This window comes from Micromonospora sp. NPDC002717 (genome assembly GCF_040295705.1).
Classification (GTDB): domain Bacteria; phylum Actinomycetota; class Actinomycetes; order Mycobacteriales; family Micromonosporaceae; genus Micromonospora.
Window position 1 is genome coordinate 170,782 of sequence record NZ_JBEOVW010000002.1, and the last position, 20,888, is coordinate 191,669.

Here is a 20,888-nt window from a genome sequence, read left to right on the forward strand (position 1 = left end):
TCACCATCAATGTCCTGACAGTGATTGCGCACCATGCTGACAACGGCCATTTGGAAAGTTATCGCCCGTCGGCACCTTGCGACCCGCACATTCCCTCCCGCATCCGGGGCTCCGGGCCGGGCGTCGGGTCGCCTGGTCCTCGTCACCGGGCGGCGCGGCTCCCCGATCCGTTGAGGGCGTCCGCCGGGGTCGCCACGCCGGCCAGGAGTGTCAGGATCGTCTGGTTCGCCTCCCAGCCGTCCGGGAACTTGACCGGCACGTCGAGGTGCACGATCTCGGTGGACGGGTGGGCGTCCAGCAGTTCGCCGATGCCGGCGCGCGCCACCACGATGCACGCGTGCCGGTGCCGGGACGTCAGCACGCAGAGCCGCCCCGACTCCAGGTGGAACGCGGTGGCGTCCCGCCGCCCCGACAGCGGGTGCAGCACGATCGTCACGTCGTACTCCCGCCCCTGGAGGCGGTTGGCGGTGTCCACCGTGATGCCGGCTCCGGCCTCGCCCAGGTGCGCGCGGATGGCCGCGACCTGGTCGCGGTGGGCGGCCCCGACGGCGATCCGGTCCGCGGTGACCGGCGCGCCCGCCGGCGCGTGCTCGGAGACGGCGACCGCGCCGCGCCGCAACACCCGCAGCGCCAGCGCCGCACACGCCGAGGCGGCCTCCGCATCGGTACGCAGCGTGTGCCGGGCCGGCAGCTCGTGCAGCGCCCAGCCGGTCGACGCCGCCAGGTCCACCACCCGGTCCAGCGCGTCCCCCGGCCCCGACTCGGTGAAGGTCAGGGCCCGGTCGGGCGCGGACGTGCCGGCGCGGAACCCGGTGAACGGGTAGAACGCCGCCGCCACCACCGGGGCCGCCGAGGCGGGCAGCCGCCACGACACCGGCAGCCGGTGCACCGGCAGCTCCGGGTTGTGCCGCAGCAGCACCGCCACCGCCGACTGCATCGGATCCCAGGTCAGCCCCGTCCACCGCGCCGTCTCCACCGTCGAGAACGGGTCGAGCTGACCGGGGTCGCCGACGAACAGCGCCCGCTCGAACCTGCCGGCCACGCGCAGCAGGGCGTCCGAGCGCATCTGGTACGCCTCGTCCACGATCGCCCACGGCCAGGAGCCCTCCGCGACCGTGGCCCACTTGGCGGCCGTACCGATGATGACGGCCGGGCCACCGAGGTCGGCGACCTTCGCGGCGACCCGGACCGTCTCGTGGCCCCGCACCCGCCCGGACGGCTTGTAGTCGGCGGCGGAGAGGCGGCCGATCCGCAGCTCCGGCGCCTTGCGGGCCAGCCGGTCGATGAGGTCGTCGACCTGCTCGTTGGTCTGCGCGACGATGATCAGCGGCTCGCCGGCGGCGGCCAGCTCGCCGGCCGCGCGCACCACCAGGGTCGACTTGCCGGCCCCGGGCGGGGAGTCCACCACGACGCCCCGATGGTCGCCCGAGCGCAGGTCGGCCAGCACGGCCGTGATGACCCGCTCCGCCTCGACCGCGGGCGGCATCGCCAACCCGGTACGCATCGTCTGCACCTCCCCCAACGAGGTCTACGGGACCTTACGCCAGACCACCGACGGCGGGCGAGGACCGGGGCCGAGGGGCCGGCGCGGGAATGCCGGAACCGGGCACTGGCCTGCCGCGACGGCACTAGCGTTGGCGAGGAGTGGAGGGCAGGCACCGCCGTCCGGTAGCCGACCATGTCGATCATGGGGGTGTCCATGCACGGGCCGAAACGTGGTCCGGTCTGGGCGGCCCAGCTGTGGTTGCGCCAGCGGCGGCGTCGGTGGCGCACCCGACGGGAACGCCAGGCGGAACGCAACCGCCGCCGGCGTACGGACCAGCGGGCCGACCAGCGGATGAGCTGGCGGCACCACCGCGGGCTGCGGTGGGCGATCGTCGCCATTGCCGGAGTGTTCCTGGCGTGGACCGCCCTCTCCCTGGTCCTGATGATCCTCGACACCGAGCCCGGCTTCCTCCGGGTGTCGCAGTGGTGCGCGGGCGAACCGCCGAGGTCGTACTACTGCGGGCAGGTGGAGGGCTTCGTCAAGCCCCCGATGGTCGCGGCACTGGGCCTGGCGCTCTTCCTCTTCTGGCGCTACGTCCCGGTCCGTCGCTGGTACCGGCGCAACGTCCTGCGCAACACCCGCATCCTGCTGCCCACCGCCGAACCCGACCTCGACCCGCGCAACGTCGTCGGCCGCGACGAGCTGTGCGAACTGATGATGCAGCGGCTCCGCGACGAGGCGACCCGGCGCCCGCTGCTGCTGGTGGGCGGCATCGGCACCGGCAAGACGGCCACCCTGGCGCGCCTCGCGGACATGCTGATGGCCGCCGACGTCGTGCCGATCGGGATCGACCTGCGAACGGTCACCGATCCGGAGAAGCTGAACTTCCACCAGCTCGCCCTCGAACAGTTCCAGCGCACCATCGACACCAGGCTGCACGCCGCGGGCGAGGCGGACCGGATGTGGCGGCGGCTCTGGCTGGACAACCGCATCGTGGTGCTCGCCGACGGCCTGGAGGAGGTCCTCGCCGACGCCGACCAGCCCGCCGACCGGGACAGCGTGCTCCGGGAGGCGGTCCGCGGCGCGGTCCGCGAGCGCCTCCCCCTGGTGGTCGCGTCGCGGCCCGACGACCCGCTGCGCGGCCTGGACGCGCTGCTGCTGCAACTGGAACCGCTCTCCCAGGGCGCCGCGCTGGAGTACGTGCAGGCCCACAGCCGCCGCTCGGACACCGGGCACCGGTGGGACCGCATCACCGGGCTGGTCAAGGCCGCCGACGTCGCCGACTCACCGTTCTTCCTGCGGGTCATCGGGCAGCTCCACGAGGTCGACCGCCTCGACCGGGTCGACCCGGCGGGCCCCGGCAGGTCGGCGCTGCGCTGGAGCCTGCTGGAGGAGTGGTGTGACGCCACCGTCGCCGGCGACCTGTACGAGGACTACGGCATGCCGCAGACCGAACGGTCCGACGCGATCGAGGTGCTCTCCGCCCTCGCCTGCATCGGGTTGCGCAACAACCGGCTGTCGGTGCGTACCACGGAACTCACCAGCGGCGACGCCACGACCGACGCCGGCCGGCAGTGGATCCTGACCGAGCTACGAGCCCGGCTGCACAAACTCAGCGCCGACAACCCGCAGGACATCGGGCTCGCCGAGACCACCGGGGTCGCGCTGAACATCGTGGTGAAGCGGCAGGACGGGGTACGTTTCCAGCACGGGGTGGTCCAGGCGTACCTCGGCTCGCGCTTCCTCACCGCCGCCATGCGCGACGACGACTTCCTCGCCCAGGCCTTCGCCCGCAACAACGGCCCCGGGCGGGAACTGCTGACCGCCCTCACCCTGCACACCCGCAGCGCGGGCGCGTTCGAAAGACTCGACGGGCGGCGCAGCGCCACCGTCCACCGCGCCGACCTGATCCGTCTCGCCGACGCCGCCCGGCGGACGGTCGGCCTGCCCACCAGCGACCGGGACGAGAAGGCCACCCGGAACCGGTCGATCGCGCTCGTGCACCGGCTTCTCGACGCGGCGACCGGGACGCACAACCGCACGCGGGCGCTGGAGATGTTCGCGGCCGCGCTGGAGATGGACGTCGCCACGGGGCACGCCTCGCACCGGCAGGTGGCCGACGCCATCCGCAACGCCTGGCCCCGCTACCAGGGGGACGGGTCCGTCACCGACCGCCCCCTCGAGGACGCCAAGATCGCCCTCGTGCACCGGTACGGCGACGCCGCCCGGCAACTCGCCGACCGGCCGCCCGAGCCCACCGGACTCCGGTCCCGGCAGCCCACGCCGCAGTACCGGCAGCTGTTCCAGATGATGGCCGACGAGACGTCGTACCTCCCCCGGCTCGCCGCGGCCCGCGAGATCGCCAGCGGCGGCAACGCGGCCGTCCGCGCGCTGCGCGACCTGCTCGACGAGCCGCCGCACGCGGCCGACCCGACGGGCCGGGAACGCCTGGAGGAGCTGCGCACCTGGATCGCGCCGTCGCTGTTCCTCTACGCCGACAGCACGCACGCCCCCGGCGAACCCCACTGGCAGCACGTCGCCCGGGAGACCGTGCGCCGCTGGGTGCACCGCCTGGCCACCGACGCCACCGACGGGGCCCGCGTCTACGAGCTCACCCTCGCCCAGGGGTTCCGGCTCGCCGCCAACTGCCGCACGTACCCGGCGCACCGCAGCCTGCTCGTCGAGGAGGCCGAGAAGGCGCTGCGGCACTCCCGGTTCTGGTACTCCCACCTGGTACTCATCCAGGCGCTCACCCTGCTGGCCCTGCCCCGCGACCCCGGCGAGACGCTGCACGAGCGGGGCCAGGGCTCGGACCCGCGCGGGCTGGTCGCCTTCTGGACCTCGATCGCGGGCGGCGGGTACCGCGCCCCGCAGCCCGGCAGCGGTACGGCGCACCCGCTCGTCCTCGAGGTCGCGGACCTGTGCGTCGAGGCGCTCATCGACCGCCACCCCGAACGCCACTGCTGGGTGGACGAGCGGGAGATCGTCGGCCGGGTCGGGGCGGTCAGCCCGCAGCCGGGCATCCGCCGCCTCCAGGGCTCCTGGCTGCCGCCGTCGCACGGCTGGGCCGTCCTGGAACCGCGGGCCCAACGGCTGCTGGCCGACGTGATGCTGCTGCTCAACCTCGCCGACCGGGGCCGGGACAACGACGAGCGGGCGCGTCGGCTCAGCCGGGCCAGCCGCGCCGACCTGCCCCCGTGCCTCACCATCGACCGCACCGCCATGCGGGTCACCCTCAGCCGCCGCCAGGCCCACGACGTCCAGCCGGGCTCCACCTGCATCGACGACTGCCCGTTCCGGCTGTGCCCGCTGCCGCCGAAGGGCGACGAGCTGCCGTACCAGATGGACGAGGCGTTCTGCGCCCACCAGATCGACCTCGTGGGGCGCTGGTTCCGCTCGCCGGGGCGGGCGGACTGGCAGGCGGTCAACCGAGACGACCTGCGGACCTTCTGGCGCGAGATGTCCGAACGGATGGCCCCCGCCTGGCGCAAGTGAGCAGAGGCACGGCAGGTGCGGGCGGCCCCTGAACTCCGAGGGTGTGATGACCGGCTTGCTCAGGCCCGCGCGCGGGTGCCGGCCTGGCTCGCCTTACGCGCCTCGATTTCTTCCATCGTGGTGACCTGATACCGGCGTCGCCCCGGGCGCGGCTCGGTCACTGCGAACAGCGCCTCGAACGGAGCCGCATGCTCCGCGCAGCGGTCGGTCTCCGCAGTCCGGCCCTCCGACACGACCTCGTACGTCTTGGCCTCACGCTGCCTGTCCTGACACACGTCACACACGGTGATGGTGACTTTCACAACCGTTCCTGTTCATGTCGCCGATGCTGCACCGCAGCCTACTGACCGTGGTTGACGTGTGGACCACCCGGATGTTCACTCTCCCCGCAGGTTGTTGATCAGCTGGCGCGCCCAGCCAGGAAGAAAGCCGAACGAATCGGGATGCCCGCTAGCAAGATCCAGAATGAGCAAGAGGTCCTGCGATGGTTCGAGGAGGGCCGAAGCTACCAGTGGATGGTGGAGGAGTACCGCCGCAAGTACGGCATCGACACCGTGCCCTCGCTCTGGGGAAACTTCCGCCGACGGCGAGGACTCCAGCGGCGGACGATCCGCGACGACGACCTGATCCCGTGGCTTCTCAAGGACGAGCACCGGTGGCTCTTCCCGATCCAGATGTTGCGCACCGAAGCGCGCCGCCGCGCCGGCAAGCAACTGCGTGAGGAGGAGAAAGTCAAGCTGGACGCCTGGCTCAAGCGGCTCGCGAGGGAGAACACCGTTCTGCACTACGACCCGGACACCGAGGAGGGCTGGTTCTACGTCCCGCGGCGAGCAGGCATCGACACGGACATCATCCGGGTGCCCGAGCGCAAGACGACTACCCGCCCCGCAGCAGACTGAGGGCCGACCAGGCCGCCCTTGGGGCCGTCCCTAATCTGCCGCGCGAGTTGCAGGGCGGGGCTTCGGCACCTGTCGGTTGAAACGCGGCTTCAGGGCCAGGACCAGGGCTTCCTTCGCGCCCTGCGGGTTGTCGTCCTCTCGCCAGCGGACCTCGCACCGGCCCAGCCAGTCGGCGATGTCCGTGGCCGACGCCACCGGGCCGAGCTTGTCGAGCTCGTGACCGACCTGCTGGTGCAGCACCGAGGACTCGCGGTTGCCGGTCAGGTGCTGCCGGAGCCGGTTGCGCAGGTTGCCCGTGAAGCCGACGTAGACGACCTTCCCGTCCTCAAGGACCACGTGCACACCCGGCGACCGGGGCGCGGCGGCCGCGACCTCCGTGGTGTACGGCTGGGCCGGGGTGAAGTCGGCCAACAGGTCGTCGTGGATGGCGTCGCCCATCCCTGGAGACTACTGACGCCAGCGCCCTTCGGTCGTTCGGCCGGCGTGCCGGGTCTGCCAGGTGCGGAGCGCCTCCTTGATGCGCTGGTTCTCCGCCCGGCTGAGGTCGAGCTGGCGGGTGCGGTCGCGCAGCTCGTGGGCGAGGCGGTGCAGCAGGGCGTCGACCTCGTCGACCCGGTAGCCCCGCCGGCAGAACGACGTGCGCTGCAGCGCGACGCCGAGAATCCGGTCCGGCGTCAGCGGGCCGGGCGGGGCGTGCCGGCTGCGGTAGACGGCCATCAGGGCACCATCTCCGTCGGCAGGTGGATGCGGTCGGCGGGCACCCCGACGGCGAGCAGCCGCAGCCGCGCCCCGGCGAGCATCGGCGGCGGGCCGCAGACGTACACGTCCTGGTCGGGACGCTGGTGGTCGAGGGCGATGGTGAGGGCGTCGCCCTGCTCGGCCGGCTCGGCGCAGGGGTCGTGGCTGAAGGCGGGCACGACGGTCAGCCAGTCGTGGGCATGCTGGAGCCGGTCGAGGGCGATCGCGTCGTAGAGGTCCGTGAAGCTGCGGACGCCGACGACCAAGGTGACCCGCCGACCGTCCAGCGCGGCGGCGACCTGCTCGACCAGGGCGCGCAGCGGCGCCAGGCCGGTGCCGCCGGCGACGAGCAGCAGATCTCTCCGCAGGGGCAGGTCCAGGGGCAGGCCGGCGTCGCGCGGTGGGCCGAGCCAGAGCAGTTCGCCGGGGCGTACGTCGTGGACGAGGCTGTGGGAGACGGTGCCGGCGGCGAGGGCGCGGACGTGCAGCTCGACGGTGCCGTCCGGGCGCGGGGCGTTGGCCGGGGACAGCCAGCGCCAACGGCCGGGCCGGCGCGGCGTGCAGACCGGGACGGCCTGGCCGGGCCGGTGGGGCAGGCGCCGCCAGGGGCGTACGGTCAGGATCGCGACGGTGTCGCACGGCTGGTCACGGTCGATCACCTCGGCGGGCCACCACGCCGGCCCGTCGTCGGCGCGGGCGGCGGCGTCGCGCACGGCCTCGGCGGCGCGGCGTCCGGCGCGCTCCCAGGCATCGGCGAGCAGCGGCGTCCACAGCGGGCGGGCCTGCCGGGCGACGGCGGCGAGCAGCGCTTCGCCGATCGCGGCCTCGTGCGGCAGCAGGTCGTGCCGACGGTACGCGCGGCCGAGCACCGCCAGCAGCGCCGCCCGCCCGGCGAGGTCGTCGCCGCCGCTGATCAGGCGGCCGAGCGCGGCGAAGAGCAGCGGCGCGTCCGGTTCGGGAAGCACGCCGGGGCGGCCGTCCTCCAGCGTGCACCAGAAGTCGTCGGCGCCCTTGTCGACGGCCGCCTCCCAGGCGGCGGTGAGGGTCACTCGCCCACCTCGCCGGCGAAGGCGCGCCGTGCGCGGGCGACCCGGTCGTCCGACAGGCCGAGCGCCCACAGGACGCCCGCCAGGTAGTCGACGATCCGCCGGTGCTGCGCCTCCGACAGGCCGATCCCGCGCCACGGGTCCGGGATTGGCTGGCCATCGAGGGCCGCGGCGAGGCTCGCCGCCAGGTGCGCGCCGAGCCGGTCCAGGTCGACCCCGATGAGGTACGGCGACAGTTCCGCGTCCGCCACCACCAGCCGCAGCCACTGGCCGACTGCCTTCTGTGCGGTCATGCCCAGCCGCCCTGCTCGGCCTCGACCTCGGCTTCGGTGAGGCCGGCGGCTGCCAGGGTGGCCCGGCCCCAGCGTGCGAGTCGGCACGGGTACGGCACCCGCTCGCTGCGGCACAGCTCGCCCTCCGGCCAGCTCTCCGGCACGTGGGTGCGCACGGCCCGTACGGCGGTGGCGAGATCCTCGTCGGTGACGGGGGTGAGGACCGGGAAGTCGTCGAGCAGGGTGGTCACGTTCTGTTGCCCCTCGGGTTGCGGCTTGTGGAACGGCGCCGGGGCGGGCGGGAGCGGAGCTGCGTCGTTCGGGTCGACGCAGTTCCGGAGCCAGCACCCGCCCCGGGCCATGCGTCCACCCTCTCGGAGCTGCGAAAAGGCCGGAATGACCACGTACTGCACTTGGCCGGTAACTGCGCTGCATCTGCTGCCGGTAATGTGCACGACGACCGATCTCCACATGATCGAAGGCGGCACGATGACACCCGTGCAGCGATGGACCGGCCGTGAAACCAAGGCACTCCGCCACGCGCTCCGCATGAGCATTCGTGACTTCGCCGTGCATCTCGGCGTGGCCGAACGGACCGTTTCGAAGTGGGAAGCCGGCGGGGAGAGCGTGAACCCCCGCCCTGAGATGCAGTCGGCCTTGGACACCGCCCTCGCCCAAGCCGCCGAGGAGGCGCGACGCCGGTTCGCATCGGCGCTGCACCAGCAGGAGACGACCGCACCAGGCACGCCTGGAGGACGCGACCTGCGGACCGCCGCACGTGAGCAGGTTGCACGGGCTCGTCAGGCCCTCGGCCTGAGCGCCGATGACTTCGCCGTCGCGCTGTCCCGCACGCTGACGTGGCAGCCCACCGGCGATGACATCACCAGCTGGGAAACGAACTTGGTCCCACCCGGGGACGTCGTGCTCGCGCTCTCCACGATTCTCGGCCCGTCCGCCGCCGCTAAGGAGGACACAGGCCGGTTTGGTGACCTCGTTGCCGTCTACCCGAACCGGTCCGAGTTCTCCACAGACCTGCCAGCTGACCAACTGCTCGGCGGAGCGCAGGAGGTGCGGGCGATCGGGCTGTCACTCAACCTGCTATCGCAGGGCTATGCCGATCGCCGGTGGCACGATCTGGTCGCGGCCGGTGCACACGTCCGCCTTCTGTTCCTCGACCCCGACGGGCAGGCCGTTCAGGCGCGCGAGGCGGAGGAGGGCTTTCCGGCGGGGCAGTTGTCCGGGCTGACGAAGCTCAACATCGAAACCCTGATGCGGGTACGCGACAGGCTACCCGCCGGGCTCCAGGACCGCATGGAACTGGCCGTCTACGACGACACGCTCCGCTTCAACGTGGTCCTGGTCGACGATCTCTGCGTCACCCAGCCGTACTTGGCGGAGAGTCGAGGAGTCGACTCCCCCGCGTTCGTCGTCAGGCGGAGACCGGGCCGGGGTGGGCTGTATTCGGTGTTCGAGCAGTTCTTCGAGACAGAGTGGCAACGGGGGCGGCAACTGTGAGCGACTACGGGCACCTGTTGCCTGTTGCGATCGAGGCAGTTACGCGGGCGGCCGAGGCAATGCGACGTCGGCCACCGGGCGCGCTGACCGTCAAGGGTGACCGCGACATCGCATCCGCGCTCGACTACGAGATCGAACGCGACATCCGTGAGCTTCTTCGCGTCGCGACTCCCGAAATCGGATTCCTCGGCGAGGAGCACGGCGTCAGCGGGTCGGGTGACATGCAGTGGGTGCTGGACCCGATCGACGGGACGGCCAACTTCGTGCGAAGCATCCCCCTCTGCGCGGTGTCGCTCGGGCTGCTGCACCATAGTGAGGCCGTTCTCGGCGTCATCGAGCTGCCCTTCCTCGGCAACCGCTACGCCGCCGCCCAGGGCGACGGTGCCACTGTCGACGGCAAGCCGATCCAGGTGAGCAGGACGGACCGGCTGAGCGAGGCGATCGTGGCCATCGGCGACTACGCCGTGGGCGAAGATGCTCCGGCCAAGAACCAACTCCGGCTCGCACTGACCGCTCGGCTCGCCGAGTCTGTGCAGCGGGTGCGGATGACCGGCACTGCGGCGCTGGACCTGGCGTGGCTGGCAGAGGGAAAACTCGATGCTGCGCTTACCCTGTCCAACCATCCGTGGGACATGGCAGCAGGAGTTGCCATCGCACGGGAGGCAGGAGCTCAGGTGGTGGACTGGGACGGAACCCGACATGATGCGAGGTCGCAGATTACGCTAGGAGTTACGCCACCGCTGGCAGCGGATGTAATTAATCTAGCGAGGGGCATGAGTCAGAGTGAGGCGCAGATGCGCTGACGTATCCGAAACATCCCCTAAAGTCCGCGCAAACTATATCGTGCAACTAATTTCAGGCGCCGCAGCAGCCAGCCTAAGTTGACCATTTGACATCGGCCCGACCCCACAGACCGGCCACCACGGCGCCCTCGCAAGAAGCCCGGCACTTAGTCCGACTCCGCACCACTTCTTTGTCCCGGAATCGACACCGAGAACCGCGCACGCTGCGTCAAACGTAGACAATGAGTGTTGGCGGGATCCAGGTCCAGGCCTTGCGCTGCAAGCGACATCGCTTCCTCAACCTCGCCCAGATTCAGGTGCAGCCAGGCAAGGCGCGAGTAGTCAGTGGCGTTCGCCTCGCTAAGCCTTGAACGCATAAGACGAGAAATGCGGTTTATCATCGCCTTCTTCTCGTCACCATCAACGATCAACAGGCGCTCACTGAGATATCGGTTAAGAACGTTCGCCGTAACGCTTATATCGTCATAAGCCGCATCGGGGAGCTCGGCAATCCTAAACAAGGCATTAATTTCGCATGCAGGGTCCTTGACATGCCTTGCAATCTTGGCGTAGAACCGCCACGCCTCGACGTCCTGCGGATTGATTTCGAGATACCGCTCCACGGAGACAAGCGATTTGCGCTGTAGATCCAGAGTAGGTGCCTCGAAGTACAACCGCGCAATGCTTAGCCACGTCTTAGGGTAGTGACTAGCGAGGTATTCAAGAACCGCAATCCGATCAGCAACGGACTTCTCGTTTTGCATCTGTTCTGATAGCCCACGGACCATTCTTTCAATTCGCGGATCAAGCCCCTTGGCGACATCAACCGCCTGCATGGCACCGAAGCTCTGCAAGATTTCCGTATCGGCATCGACGGCGGGGCGCATAGGACTCACTCGCAACTTACGCATCCCGAAGACCTGCGCAGCAAGAGGGACTTGAATGAACTGCTGACCCGCCCTCTCTTCTCGAAGTATCTCGATCAAGGAGGCCCGCTCCAGAATGTCAATTGCCTCCTCGACATCCATAGGTTCGTTACTAGGACGAAGCAACGTCCCCTCAATCGCCAACCTTGGAACCATTGACTTCCAATTGCAAAGCGTCAAAAATACGCGGCGCGCAGCGGGTGACACAGACGAGAAGGTTCGCTCAAAGAGCGCATCAAGGATGCCTTCATGGCTGGCAATAACTCTCCGCACTTTATTGACTTGCCGCGTTCGAGCTACATCTCCAAGGATCACCTTGACCACATAGGGATGACCATCGGATTCATCGAATAGCTCCTCGAGGTAGGAGTTTGTGAGAAGGCGATTTATTTCAAGCTTGGTCGCCGTAGTTCTAACCAATTCCTCGAACTGCGCCCGCCTCATGCCGCCGACATGGACCGGATAGTCTGCCTTAAACTCGCGCCTGCGGGAAGTGATCAGAACTTTATTTGGGAGCCTGATATATGTATCGATAAGCTGGTACATCTCCGCCGGACTGTGCATGGTTTCAAAGTTATCGAAAACAAATAGGGTTCGCGCAGTTTCGCCGGATTCGGACATGGCTCGGGTCAGATGCTCGACCGCCTTAAAGCCCCGGGTTGAGGCCTCCTTCGACGAAACAAGGCTCGCAAACTCCGTCGCCACCTCTTGAACCGTGCGGACCTTAGGTACAACCACCTTCGGACCCTCGGGGTGCAAGTCAATATCCCGAGCACTTAGCCATACGATCGCAAGAAACTCACCCTTCTCGGCCAGCTGATGCACGACCTCCAAAGCTAGGGAGGTCTTACCAATACCCCCCCTGCCAACCAAAGTGACAATCGGGTGGCGGTCATTTTTCAGCAGGTCAGAGAGTTCGGACTCCAATTCAGATCTAGCGACGTAATCCCGAGTCTTAGGGGGGATGTTGACAAAGGACTTGCCAAGTATTTCCAGCCGTCCACCACCCTCCGTCTCACTTGGCGGAAGCGGGGTGGGCGGGGAAAGAAAGACAGTGCCGTCTACCTGTTGACGACTATCTGATATATACGACAGGACCTCGTATACGACCCGTGATGCAGTCTGCTTGAACCCACCATTCGCGAGGAAGAAGTCGGATAGGTCCAGATCGGTCTGAACGAGATTAACTTTTCGCAGCCCGCCAAGATCGACATAAAGGCCGTCTTGATAGTCATGATGCTTTTCACTCTTCAAGTAATCTAGGGAGGCCACGTCTCCGGCAACTGATATTACACGAAATTTTCCCTTAAGGGTTCGATGCAGGTAAGCCCAAGGAAGCCGGTATATGGATAGGTTATCGGTTAATTTGCGTAGCGACGACTCTAAGCTCCCGCAGATCTTTACGGCGTCCGAGGACTTTGTCGCACCGTGACCGCGCGTTCTGTTCCGGAGCCAAGCAAACGCTTCGAACCACCACCGAAGGGAGGCTTTGGGAGCGAGCGGCGGAAAATCATCGCCAAGCACTCGACAAACTTCCGCCAGGTCTTCCATGCAGGATCGCTGCCAGGAATCGTCGACCCCGGAAAAATTCTGTGTAAAATCGCGCCTTACGATCCCAGCAGCATCGGTCAAGTGCTGACTCGCTGGCCCCGTGAGCGCGTCTGTTAGCGCCCTTACCCAATCACCTACACCGCTCGCCCTTACCAGGGAATGCTCGAGCCTATATCTGTGGCGATCACGCTCTTCATCAATTCCGGACACGAGGCCAGCAACTGCTAGCTTAACGGCCATTTCACCAGCACAAAGAAGATCGAACATCAAGGCGGTCTCAGAATCAGTACGGGTCACATCAACGCGATCCCACATCCGACTCAGCGGAATACAGCGGGGGGGGCGCTTCGATGCCGGGGTCAACCACCGGGTACCTCCAAGTCAGACGAGATCCGCGCCGTACAGTAAAGCCCGAGGCATGCGCTCATAGCTGTTCAGCGGATCCCTGCCCATGATCGTTTATCGACGCATGAACCGCCGTATAGAGCGCGATCGGCGACAGGCCACGAGGTGCGGAGCGGCATGACACAGACGAATGCTTCCGCTTCGACTGCCGATGGCCTCGTGGGCCTGGCACGCATCGCCCCCACCTCCCCGTAAGGCGTGCCAAGGACACTACCGGCCAAAGTCCTGCCAGCGAGACCCTGAACATCCACCCTTTTAGCCAGGCGCACCTCGCCTGTTTTCCCTGTCAATAGTCTTCGGAGTTAATGTGAGCACAGGTAACAGCTCGTAGCAACGCAGGTGTTTCCGCAGCTCAGGCAGTGGACGCTCGCTCCAGTCAGCCGCCAACGACAGCCGACGGCCGTGGCAACAGCAAATGAAAGCAACGGAATTGTCATAGAGCCGACACCAGCGTGAGCCAACCTGGCAGGGACAGCACCGAACGCAGATGGCAAGCTTGCCAGGGTGACGGATCTTGAGCGGGGCATCTATGAGCACCTCATCACCCGCGAACTGGCCGACCGCCTCCAGCACGTCGACCCCTCCCTCGTTCAGCACCACAAGCTCGACCCCGCCGACGCCCCCGACACCCTCGCCCGTCACCTCGCAGCCCTGGCCCGTCGCGCCCTGCACGCCCTCCCCGGCGGCGACGACAAGCTCGCCCGTCAGGTCGACCTGGCCAACCGCATCGCCGACGCCATCACCGCCATGAGCCCCCAGGCGGCCACAGCACAGGACCAGGTCAGCGACGCCAAGCACCTCCTGCACGCCATCGCCGCCCCGCCGGCTCCACCGGCGCAACCGGCCTTCCCGCAGCGTCCCACCACCCCGCTCTCCACTGGCGCGCTGCTGGTCAACGGCCGCCACCAGCCGCGCATCGGCCACGAAGTCACCCACGAGATGGCCTCCGCCGACTCCGTCGACCTGCTCTGCGCGTTCATCAAGTGGTACGGCCTGCGCATCGTCGAGCCGGCCATTCGTGACCTGATCGCCCGGGGCGGCAAGCTACGCGTCATCACCACTACCTACCTGGGGGCGACCGATCAGCGGGCCCTCGACCGGCTCGCCGAGCTGGGTGCCGAGATCAAGGTGTCCTACGAGACCAGGACCACCCGGCTGCACGCCAAGGCATGGCTGTTCCGCCGGGACAACGGCATGACCACCGCGTACGTCGGCTCGTCCAACCTGTCGAAGGCCGCGCTGGTCGACGGCGTGGAGTGGAACGTACGGATCTCCACCGTCGAGCAGCCGCACGTCATCGACACGTTCACGGCCACGTTCGAGGACTACTGGAACGACGCGGCGTTCGAGGACTACGACGCCGGCAGGGACGCGGAGCGGCTCAGGCACGCACTCAGCGGGGAGCGTCCCGGCGAGGCGCCGATCCAGATCGCCAACCTGGACGTGCGGCCGTACCCGTACCAGGCCGAGATCCTGGCCGACCTGGACGCCGAGCGACACGTGCACGGCCGCTGGCGCAACCTCGTCGTCATGGCCACCGGCACCGGCAAGACGGTGGTCGCCGCGCTCGACTACCGCCGGCTACACAAGGCGGGCAAGGCGGACTCGCTGCTCTTCGTCGCCCACCAGGAGCAGATCCTGCGGCAGAGCCTGGCAACGTTCCGGCAGGTGATGGGCGCCGGCAGCTTCGGTGAAATGCTGGTCGGGGGCAAGGAGCCGACGCACTGGCGGCACGTCTTTGCCTCCATCCAGTCGCTGCATCGGCGGGAGATCGACCCCGAGGCGTACGACATGGTGATCGTCGACGAGTTCCACCACGCGGAGGCACCGACGTACGCCAGCCTCCTGGAGCGGCTGCGGCCGCGCGTACTGCTGGGGCTGACGGCGACTCCCGACCGGGCCGACGGCGGCGACGTGCGCCGGCACTTCGGCGGACGCACGGCCGTGGAGCTGCACCTGTGGGACGCCCTGGAGCGGCAGTTGCTGGCTCCGTTCCAGTATTTCGGGCTGCACGACGACGTGGACCTGTCGCAGCTGCGCTGGAAGCGCGGGCAGGGGTACGACCCGGCGGAGTTGGACGTCGTCTACACCGGCAACCACGCGCGGGCACGGGCGGTGCTTCGGGCGGTACGCGACAAGGTCGACGTGGTCCGGATGCGGGCGCTCGGGTTCTGCGTGAGCATCGGGCACGCCCGGTTCATGGCGGACTGGTTCACGAAGCACGGCGTGCCGTCGGCGGCGGTGACCTCACAGGTCGACACGCCCAGCCGGCACGCGCTGCTCGCCGAGTTCCGCAAGGGCACGCTGCGAGTGCTCTTCACCGTGGACCTGTTCAACGAGGGCGTCGACCTGCCGATGGTCGACACGATCCTGATGCTGCGGCCCACCGAGAGCGCGACCATTTTCCTTCAGCAGCTCGGCCGCGGGCTGCGCCTGGACGACGACAAGCCCTGCCTGACCGTGCTCGACTTCATCGGCGGGCAGCACGCCAACTTCCGCTTCGACCTGCGCTGGCGGGCCCTGACCGGGGTGAGCCGGAAGTCCGTTTATGACGCGGTCGACCAGGACTTCCCGAGCCTGCCGAGCGGCTGCCACATCGAGCTGGACCGGGTGGCCAAGGACATCGTGCTCGGCAACCTGCGCTCGGCGTTGCCCACGTCGAAGCGGGGCCTGGTGGCCGAGCTGAGGTTGCTCGGGGACGTCAGCCTGGGCGAGTTCCTGCGCGAGACGGGCGTGGAGATCGAGGACGTGTACCGGTCGGCGAGCGTCGGCGGCTGGACCGGGCTGCGCCGGCTCGCCGGGCTGGAAGCCTCGACGCCCGGGCCGGACGACCGGGAGCTGGGCCGGGCCATCGGGCGGATGCTGCACCTCGACGACCCGGACCGGCTGGACCTGCTGGCCCGGGTGGCGGCGGGCGAGCGGCCGGGCGATGGGCGGCTGTGGGACATGCTGCACTTCGACCTGTGGGGTCCCAACGCCCCGCTGAACTCTCGGGAGGAGCGGTTGACGCGGCTCCGGGCGGAGCTGGCCCGCTGCGCCGAGCTGCGCGAGGTGGCCGAGGTGCTGCGGGACCGGATCCACCGGGTCACGCCGGAGCCGCTGTCGGCGGCGGTGCCGCTGCGGGTGCACGCCCGATACAGCCGCAACGAGGCGTGCGCCGCCTTCGGCATGCCGAACCCGGGGTCGCTGCGCGAGGGCGTGAAGTGGCTCCCGGACGCCCAAGCCGACCTTTTCTTCGTCACCCTGGTTAAGTCGGAGGCCCACTACTCCCCCACCACCATGTACGCCGACCGCGCCATCACCGACACCCTGTTCCAGTGGGAGTCGCAGAGCACCACGTCGTCGGCGTCGGCGACCGGCCAGCGCTACATCCACCACGCCTCGCGCGGGTCGACGGTGCACCTCTTCGTGCGGGAGACCCGGGTCGCCGACCGGGACCTGGGCGCGCCGGCCTACCTCTACGCCGGCCCGATGACCTATCGGGAGCACACCGGCGACCGGCCCATGCGGATCATCTGGCGTCTGCACCACGCGCTCCCCGCCGACATGTACGCCGCCGCCCGGGCCATCGCCGCATGAGCACGCGGCAGGAGGTGTTGGACCGGCTGACCTCGCTGCGGCTGCACCAGCAGCGCGGGCGGCGCGCGCCGCACAAGCCACTGCTGGTGCTGCTGGCGCTCGGGCAGCTCACTCGGAGAGGGTCGAGCGAGCTGCCGTGGTCGGCGGTTCAGGAACGGCTGAGCGACCTGATCGCCGAGTTCGGGCCGGCGTCAAAGACCGGGCGGGCGCAGAGTGCCGCGTACCCGTTCACCCGGCTCCGCAGCGACGGCGTGTGGACGCTGAGCCGGGACGTACCAATGGATCTGGTCGGGCCGTTGGCGACGCACGACGTGGCGGGGCGTCTCGACGCCGCCACCGAATCGGCGCTGCGCCGGGACCCCGAGCTGGTGCGGCGGGTCGCCCGCGCCCTGGTGGAGCAGCACTTTCCGCCCACCATCGCGCCCGACGTGCTGGCCGCGGCGGGCCTAGACCCGGACGACATCCTCCAGGCGCCGGGCATCACCCCGGTCCCCGCGCGGCGGCGGGACGCGGCCTGGCGGGTGGCGGTGCTCCAGGCGTGGGACCGGCAGTGTGCGTTCTGCGGGTACGACGGCCAGCTCGGCCACGCCTCCGTCGGCGTGGAGGCCGCGCACGTGCGCTGGTGGGCCTTCGACGGCCCGGACAGCCCCGACAACGGCCTGGCGCTCTGCGTGCTGCACCACAAGCTGTTCGACTTCGGCGCGCTCGGGCTCGACGCCGACCTGCGGATCGAGGTGTCGGCCGCCTTCACGGCTCGTACGCCGGCCGGCCGGTCGACCTATGACCTGCACGGCAGGATGTTGCGGCCTCGCCCCGGGACGCAGGTGCCCGCCGTCGAACACATCTCCTGGCACCGTCGTGAGGTGTTCAAGGGCGAATCCCTCGCCGCCTAACTTGATCTTCAACCCGAAGGTCGGCGACCGAGCTAACGCACACTCCGGCGGGCGCCCGCCCGCGTCGAGCCCTACCCCAGCGCCTCGACGGCCGGGCCCCTCGCGGCCCGCTCCCGCGTGACGCGGCGCCGGGTCGGCAGCCCGAGCGTCGGGTTGGCGACGCCCCAGGCGGCGCCCTTGCAGACCAGTTCCTTGTAGAGGGCGGCGAGTCGCCCGGTCAGGACCGCCTGCACGGCGCGGTCGTCGGCGGTGACGTACTGGATCAAGCCCTCCTTGCGGCCCAGCGAGATGCACTGGTTGAAGTAGCGCAGCGGCGTGTCCGGGAGCTTCCCGCCGGTCAGGCGGGCCGCGATCGCGTCGGCGGCCTGCCACGCCGTGGGGATGCCCGAGGCGCACGACATCCGCAACGGCTTGTTGCCCGGTCCCATCGCGTGGGCCGCGTCGCCGACGGCGTACACGTCGGGGTGCGAGACCGAGCGCATGGTTGCGTCGACCACGATCTGGCCGGTGCCGGCGACCTCCAGGGTGGTCGCCTTCGCGATTGGATGCACCGCGAAGCCGGTGGTCCACACGGTGACTGCGGCCGGGATGGTCTTGCCGTCGGCCGTGGCGACGCGGTCGGCTTCGACTCTGGTGACGGCGGCGTGCTCGTACACGGTGATCCCAAGCTTGCCGAAGACCTTTCGCAGGTGCGCGCGGCCCTTGGGCGAGAGCCAGTCACCGAGGCCGCCGCGGACGGCGAGGGCCACGTCGAGGTCGGGGCGGGCCTCGGCGATCTCGGTCGTGGCCTCCAGGCCGGTGAGGCCGCCGCCGACGACGACCACGGTCTGCCCGGCGTCGAGACGGGCCAGGCGCTCGCGCAGCCGGAGTGCTCCGGGACGGCTGGCGATCTCATAGGCGTGCTCGACGGTCCCGGGGACGCCCTGGGCGTTCCAGCCGCTTCCGAGGGCGTAGACGAGCGTGTCATAGGAGAGTTCTTCGGAGCCGTTCGCGCCGGTGACGGCGACGGTCCTGCGGTCGACGTCGACGCCGGTGACCTTCGCGAGCCTCAGTTCGACGCCGGTCCCCGCGAACATGTCGCTGAATGGCCGGGGCTTGAGGTCCTGGCCCACCGCCAACTGGTGCATCCGGACGCGTTCGACGAAGTCGGGTTCGGCGTTGACGAGGGTGACGGCGACGTCCTCGCGGCGGAGCCGCTTGGCGAGCCGGCCGGCGGCGACGGCTCCGGTGTACCCGGCTCCGAGAACAATGATGCGGTGCTGCATTTTCCTGCTCCTGTCTTCCGCGGGTTCGCCACTTGAACCGGACGGGCCGCCGCTTCCTGACAGGAACAGGATGTGAAGCAGCTCACACGATGGTCAGAAGGCGTTGAACAGGGGCTCCCCGTGGTTGGCGGCCGCCCAGCGCGCGGTCGCGCGTTCGAGCTTGTCGGGGTTGACCTGGCTGCGGAAGGCGGCGATGCCCTCGGCGGTGACCTCCAGGCAGATGACGCCGATGACCCGGCCGCCCACGACGGCTACGACGGCGGGGTCACCGTTGGCGGTCCAGGCGTAGACCTCGGGCGCGCCGCCGACCAGGGCACGCTTGACCTCGCCGGGTTTGAACAGGCCCCGCAGGAACTTCGCGACCGCGACGGCGCCCTCGAACGCCTTGGCGCGGGCCGGAACCTTCCCACCGCCGTCGCCGATCGCGATGGCGTCCGCGGTGAGCAGGCGCACGAGCGGCTCGGTCTTGCCGCTGGTGGCGGCCGACAGGAACTCCTCGACGATCCGCCGGGCAGCGGCCTCGCCGATCTCGGTGCGCGCCTTGCCGTCCGCGACGTGCTTCTTGGCGCGGTGGAAGATCTGCTGGCTGGCGGCCTCGGTGATGTCGAGGATCTCCGCGATCTCCCGGTGCGGGTAGTCGAAGGCCTCCCGCAGCACGTACACCGCCCGCTCGTTCGGGGACAGGCGCTCCAGAAGGGTGAGGACCGCGTACGAGACCGATTCGCGCTGCTCGGCGGTGTCGGCCGGGCCGAGCATGGGGTCCCCGGCGAGCAGCGGCTCGGGGAGCCATTGACCCACGTAGGTCTCGCGGCGCGCCCGTGCGGAGGTGAGCTGGTTGAGGCACAGGTTGGTGAGAACCTTCGTCAGCCACGCCTCGGGGACCTCGATGCGGTCAACGTCGGCGGCCTGCCAGCGCAGGAATGCCTCCTGCACGGCGTCCTCGGCCTCCCCCGCTGAGCCGAGGAGGCGGTAGGCGATGGCCTCCAGGCGTGGCCTGAAAGCCACGAACCGGTCGACATCGTCCGCGGTAAGGGGCATGGTCCGAGCCTAACCAGCTACCTCGACTCCGCACCGCCGCCGCTCACGGGTCGTCAGCTCTTGTGGGTGAGGACGTTGATGACCCTGCCGTTCGGGTCGCGCATGAAGAAGCGTCGGACGCCCCATGGTTCGTCGGTGAGTGGGTGCACGATCTCGGCGCCGGCGTTTCGGGCGGCCTGATACGCGGCATCGACGTCATCGACCTCCACGGACACGTCGGGGATGACCGGCGCAGTGGCGTCGTGGGTCATGAGGCTCAGCTGGGCTTTCGGGTTGGCGCGATCGCTCAGGGTGACGATCCAGCCCATGTCCATGACGACCTCGAAGCCAAGCACCTCGACGTAGAAGGCGGTGGCCGTCGCGATGTCTTCGGTTGCGAGGTCGGGCATTACGCGCTTTATGACCATGAAGGTCATGGTGCCTCACGGCAGCCTCGCCAACCATGCCTGCCCCGGCCGGCACGCTCGAACGCCCACCCTCGCCGAGTCGGTGGTTCAGGGTGCGGGCGGTCCACCGCCGTCGGTTCGTTCTGGCGTAGCCGGACGGCGTCACGCCACCGCGCGCCCAACCCGTAACGTACGGCGGATGGATGAGGAGGAGTGGTTCCGTCGCCACGGCTTGCACCCGGCCGACCTCGGCCCGGTACGCGAGTTGCTGGCCGAGCTGGGCGAGCAGGGCTGGGAAGCCGACACGCTCCTGATGCGGCTGTGCTGCGTCCAGCTCTTCAATGCCGGGCACCTCGACGACGTGTTGCGCATCTGGGACGCGAAGGAGTCGAGCTTCGACGCGCACTGCTCGATCGACGTGCAGTTGCTCTGCGGCGCCGGCCTGGCCGAGACGAAGGCCTACCTCGCGGCGCACCCGTCGATGGAGGCCGCCGACGCGCTGGAGTGGCTGCAGGGCTGTGAGGAGACTGGCGACTTCGAAGGGTTCTCGGTCACCGGGCGGTCAGCCATGTACGCCGACTACTACCGGGACTGACCCCAGCATCCCGCCTC

General features: G+C 69.1%; 18 protein-coding genes. 7 read left to right on the forward strand and 11 right to left on the reverse strand.

What is annotated here, in order from left to right; genetic code table 11:
* Positions 1-142: 142 nt before the first annotated feature.
* Positions 143-1,504, reverse strand: coding sequence for an AAA domain-containing protein (locus ABT006_RS04865; RefSeq protein WP_350703020.1), 1,362 nt, complete (start codon positions 1,502-1,504; stop codon positions 143-145).
* A 183-nt stretch (positions 1,505-1,687) separates the two neighbouring features.
* Here ABT006_RS04865 and ABT006_RS04870 point away from each other — a divergent pair, with 183 nt between their 5' ends.
* Positions 1,688-4,981, forward strand: coding sequence for an NACHT domain-containing protein (locus ABT006_RS04870; protein WP_350703022.1), 3,294 nt, complete (start codon positions 1,688-1,690; stop codon positions 4,979-4,981).
* Positions 4,982-5,040: 59 nt separating this feature from the next.
* Here the strand turns inward: ABT006_RS04870 and ABT006_RS04875 are convergent, their stop codons facing one another.
* The gene (locus ABT006_RS04875) at positions 5,041-5,283 is read right to left on the reverse strand and encodes a hypothetical protein (RefSeq protein WP_350703024.1); all 243 of its coding nucleotides are present in this window, start codon (positions 5,281-5,283) and stop codon (positions 5,041-5,043) included.
* Positions 5,284-5,496: 213 nt separating this feature from the next.
* Here ABT006_RS04875 and ABT006_RS04880 point away from each other — a divergent pair, with 213 nt between their 5' ends.
* A complete protein-coding gene (locus ABT006_RS04880) occupies positions 5,497-5,880 on the forward strand; it encodes a hypothetical protein (protein WP_350703026.1) in 384 nt (127 codons plus the stop codon).
* 30 nt (positions 5,881-5,910) lie between these two features.
* Here ABT006_RS04880 and ABT006_RS04885 read toward each other — a convergent pair whose 3' ends face one another.
* The 5 genes from ABT006_RS04885 to ABT006_RS04905 are packed head-to-tail and all read right to left on the reverse strand — an operon-like array spanning position 5,911 to position 8,298.
* Positions 5,911-6,318 carry a GIY-YIG nuclease family protein gene (locus tag ABT006_RS04885; RefSeq protein ID WP_350703028.1) on the reverse strand — a complete coding sequence of 136 codons (408 nt, stop codon included), beginning with the start codon at positions 6,316-6,318 and terminating at the stop codon, positions 5,911-5,913.
* A 9-nt stretch (positions 6,319-6,327) separates the two neighbouring features.
* Positions 6,328-6,597: a DivIVA domain-containing protein gene (locus ABT006_RS04890; protein WP_350703030.1), complete on the reverse strand. Its 270-nt coding sequence runs from the start codon at positions 6,595-6,597 to the stop codon at positions 6,328-6,330.
* Positions 6,597-7,667, reverse strand: coding sequence for an FAD-binding oxidoreductase (locus tag ABT006_RS04895; protein ID WP_350703031.1), 1,071 nt, complete (start codon positions 7,665-7,667; stop codon positions 6,597-6,599). The genes ABT006_RS04890 and ABT006_RS04895 overlap by 1 nt, the downstream gene beginning before the upstream one ends.
* A complete protein-coding gene (locus ABT006_RS04900) occupies positions 7,664-7,957 on the reverse strand; it encodes a hypothetical protein (protein WP_350703032.1) in 294 nt (97 codons plus the stop codon). The genes ABT006_RS04895 and ABT006_RS04900 overlap by 4 nt, the downstream gene beginning before the upstream one ends.
* Positions 7,954-8,298, reverse strand: coding sequence for a hypothetical protein (locus ABT006_RS04905; RefSeq protein WP_350703034.1), 345 nt, complete (start codon positions 8,296-8,298; stop codon positions 7,954-7,956). Before ABT006_RS04905 ends, ABT006_RS04900 begins: the two co-directional genes overlap by 4 nt.
* 34 nt (positions 8,299-8,332) lie before the next feature.
* On the opposite strand from ABT006_RS04905, the gene ABT006_RS04910 reads away from it, so the two are divergent.
* Positions 8,333-9,451, forward strand: a complete 1,119-nt coding sequence (locus tag ABT006_RS04910) for a DUF5919 domain-containing protein (RefSeq protein WP_350703036.1) — start codon at positions 8,333-8,335, stop codon at positions 9,449-9,451.
* Positions 9,448-10,254 carry an inositol monophosphatase family protein gene (locus ABT006_RS04915; protein WP_350703038.1) on the forward strand — a complete coding sequence of 269 codons (807 nt, stop codon included), beginning with the start codon at positions 9,448-9,450 and terminating at the stop codon, positions 10,252-10,254. The genes ABT006_RS04910 and ABT006_RS04915 overlap by 4 nt, the downstream gene beginning before the upstream one ends.
* A gap of 146 nt (positions 10,255-10,400) precedes the next feature.
* On the opposite strand, the gene ABT006_RS04920 is transcribed toward ABT006_RS04915, so the two are convergent.
* Entirely contained in the window at positions 10,401-12,413 is a 2,013-nt protein-coding gene (locus ABT006_RS04920; protein ID WP_350703039.1) for a tetratricopeptide repeat protein, read from the reverse strand.
* 1,206 nt (positions 12,414-13,619) lie between these two features.
* Here ABT006_RS04920 and ABT006_RS04925 point away from each other — a divergent pair.
* Positions 13,620-16,694, forward strand: coding sequence for a DEAD/DEAH box helicase (locus ABT006_RS04925; RefSeq protein WP_350703040.1), 3,075 nt, complete (start codon positions 13,620-13,622; stop codon positions 16,692-16,694).
* A complete protein-coding gene (locus tag ABT006_RS04930) occupies positions 16,691-17,587 on the forward strand; it encodes a phosphorothioated DNA-binding restriction endonuclease (protein WP_350703042.1) in 897 nt (298 codons plus the stop codon). The genes ABT006_RS04925 and ABT006_RS04930 overlap by 4 nt, the downstream gene beginning before the upstream one ends.
* Before the next feature lie 71 nt (positions 17,588-17,658).
* On the opposite strand, the gene ABT006_RS04935 is transcribed toward ABT006_RS04930, so the two are convergent.
* The 3 genes from ABT006_RS04935 to ABT006_RS04945 form a co-directional block, all read right to left on the reverse strand.
* A complete protein-coding gene (locus ABT006_RS04935) occupies positions 17,659-18,852 on the reverse strand; it encodes an NAD(P)/FAD-dependent oxidoreductase (RefSeq protein WP_350703044.1) in 1,194 nt (397 codons plus the stop codon).
* Between the two features lie 93 nt (positions 18,853-18,945).
* Positions 18,946-19,890, reverse strand: coding sequence for an RNA polymerase sigma factor SigJ (gene sigJ / locus ABT006_RS04940; RefSeq protein ID WP_350703046.1), 945 nt, complete (start codon positions 19,888-19,890; stop codon positions 18,946-18,948).
* 53 nt (positions 19,891-19,943) lie between these two features.
* Positions 19,944-20,306 carry a VOC family protein gene (locus tag ABT006_RS04945; protein WP_350703048.1) on the reverse strand — a complete coding sequence of 121 codons (363 nt, stop codon included), beginning with the start codon at positions 20,304-20,306 and terminating at the stop codon, positions 19,944-19,946.
* Between the two features lie 169 nt (positions 20,307-20,475).
* On the opposite strand from ABT006_RS04945, the gene ABT006_RS04950 reads away from it, so the two are divergent.
* Positions 20,476-20,871 carry a hypothetical protein gene (locus tag ABT006_RS04950; RefSeq protein ID WP_350703050.1) on the forward strand — a complete coding sequence of 132 codons (396 nt, stop codon included), beginning with the start codon at positions 20,476-20,478 and terminating at the stop codon, positions 20,869-20,871.
* Positions 20,872-20,888 lie beyond the last annotated feature (17 nt).

What these genes read in the sequence shown, in the direction of transcription:
- ABT006_RS04865 (WP_350703020.1), bottom strand. Translation starts at nt 1,504, where the DNA reads ATGCGTACCGGGTTGGCGATGCCGCCCGCGGTCGAGGCGGAGCGGGTC.
- ABT006_RS04870 (WP_350703022.1), top strand. Translation starts at nt 1,688, where the DNA reads ATGGGGGTGTCCATGCACGGGCCGAAACGTGGTCCGGTCTGGGCGGCC.
- ABT006_RS04880 (WP_350703026.1), top strand. Translation starts at nt 5,497, where the DNA reads ATGGTGGAGGAGTACCGCCGCAAGTACGGCATCGACACCGTGCCCTCG.
- ABT006_RS04885 (WP_350703028.1), bottom strand. Translation starts at nt 6,318, where the DNA reads ATGGGCGACGCCATCCACGACGACCTGTTGGCCGACTTCACCCCGGCC.
- ABT006_RS04890 (WP_350703030.1), bottom strand. Translation starts at nt 6,597, where the DNA reads ATGGCCGTCTACCGCAGCCGGCACGCCCCGCCCGGCCCGCTGACGCCG.
- ABT006_RS04900 (WP_350703032.1), bottom strand. Translation starts at nt 7,957, where the DNA reads ATGACCGCACAGAAGGCAGTCGGCCAGTGGCTGCGGCTGGTGGTGGCG.
- ABT006_RS04905 (WP_350703034.1), bottom strand. Translation starts at nt 8,298, where the DNA reads ATGGCCCGGGGCGGGTGCTGGCTCCGGAACTGCGTCGACCCGAACGAC.
- ABT006_RS04910 (WP_350703036.1), top strand. Translation starts at nt 8,333, where the DNA reads ATGACCACGTACTGCACTTGGCCGGTAACTGCGCTGCATCTGCTGCCG.
- ABT006_RS04930 (WP_350703042.1), top strand. Translation starts at nt 16,691, where the DNA reads ATGAGCACGCGGCAGGAGGTGTTGGACCGGCTGACCTCGCTGCGGCTG.
- ABT006_RS04935 (WP_350703044.1), bottom strand. Translation starts at nt 18,852, where the DNA reads ATGCAGCACCGCATCATTGTTCTCGGAGCCGGGTACACCGGAGCCGTC.
- sigJ (WP_350703046.1), bottom strand. Translation starts at nt 19,890, where the DNA reads ATGCCCCTTACCGCGGACGATGTCGACCGGTTCGTGGCTTTCAGGCCA.
- ABT006_RS04945 (WP_350703048.1), bottom strand. Translation starts at nt 20,306, where the DNA reads ATGACCTTCATGGTCATAAAGCGCGTAATGCCCGACCTCGCAACCGAA.
- ABT006_RS04950 (WP_350703050.1), top strand. Translation starts at nt 20,476, where the DNA reads ATGGATGAGGAGGAGTGGTTCCGTCGCCACGGCTTGCACCCGGCCGAC.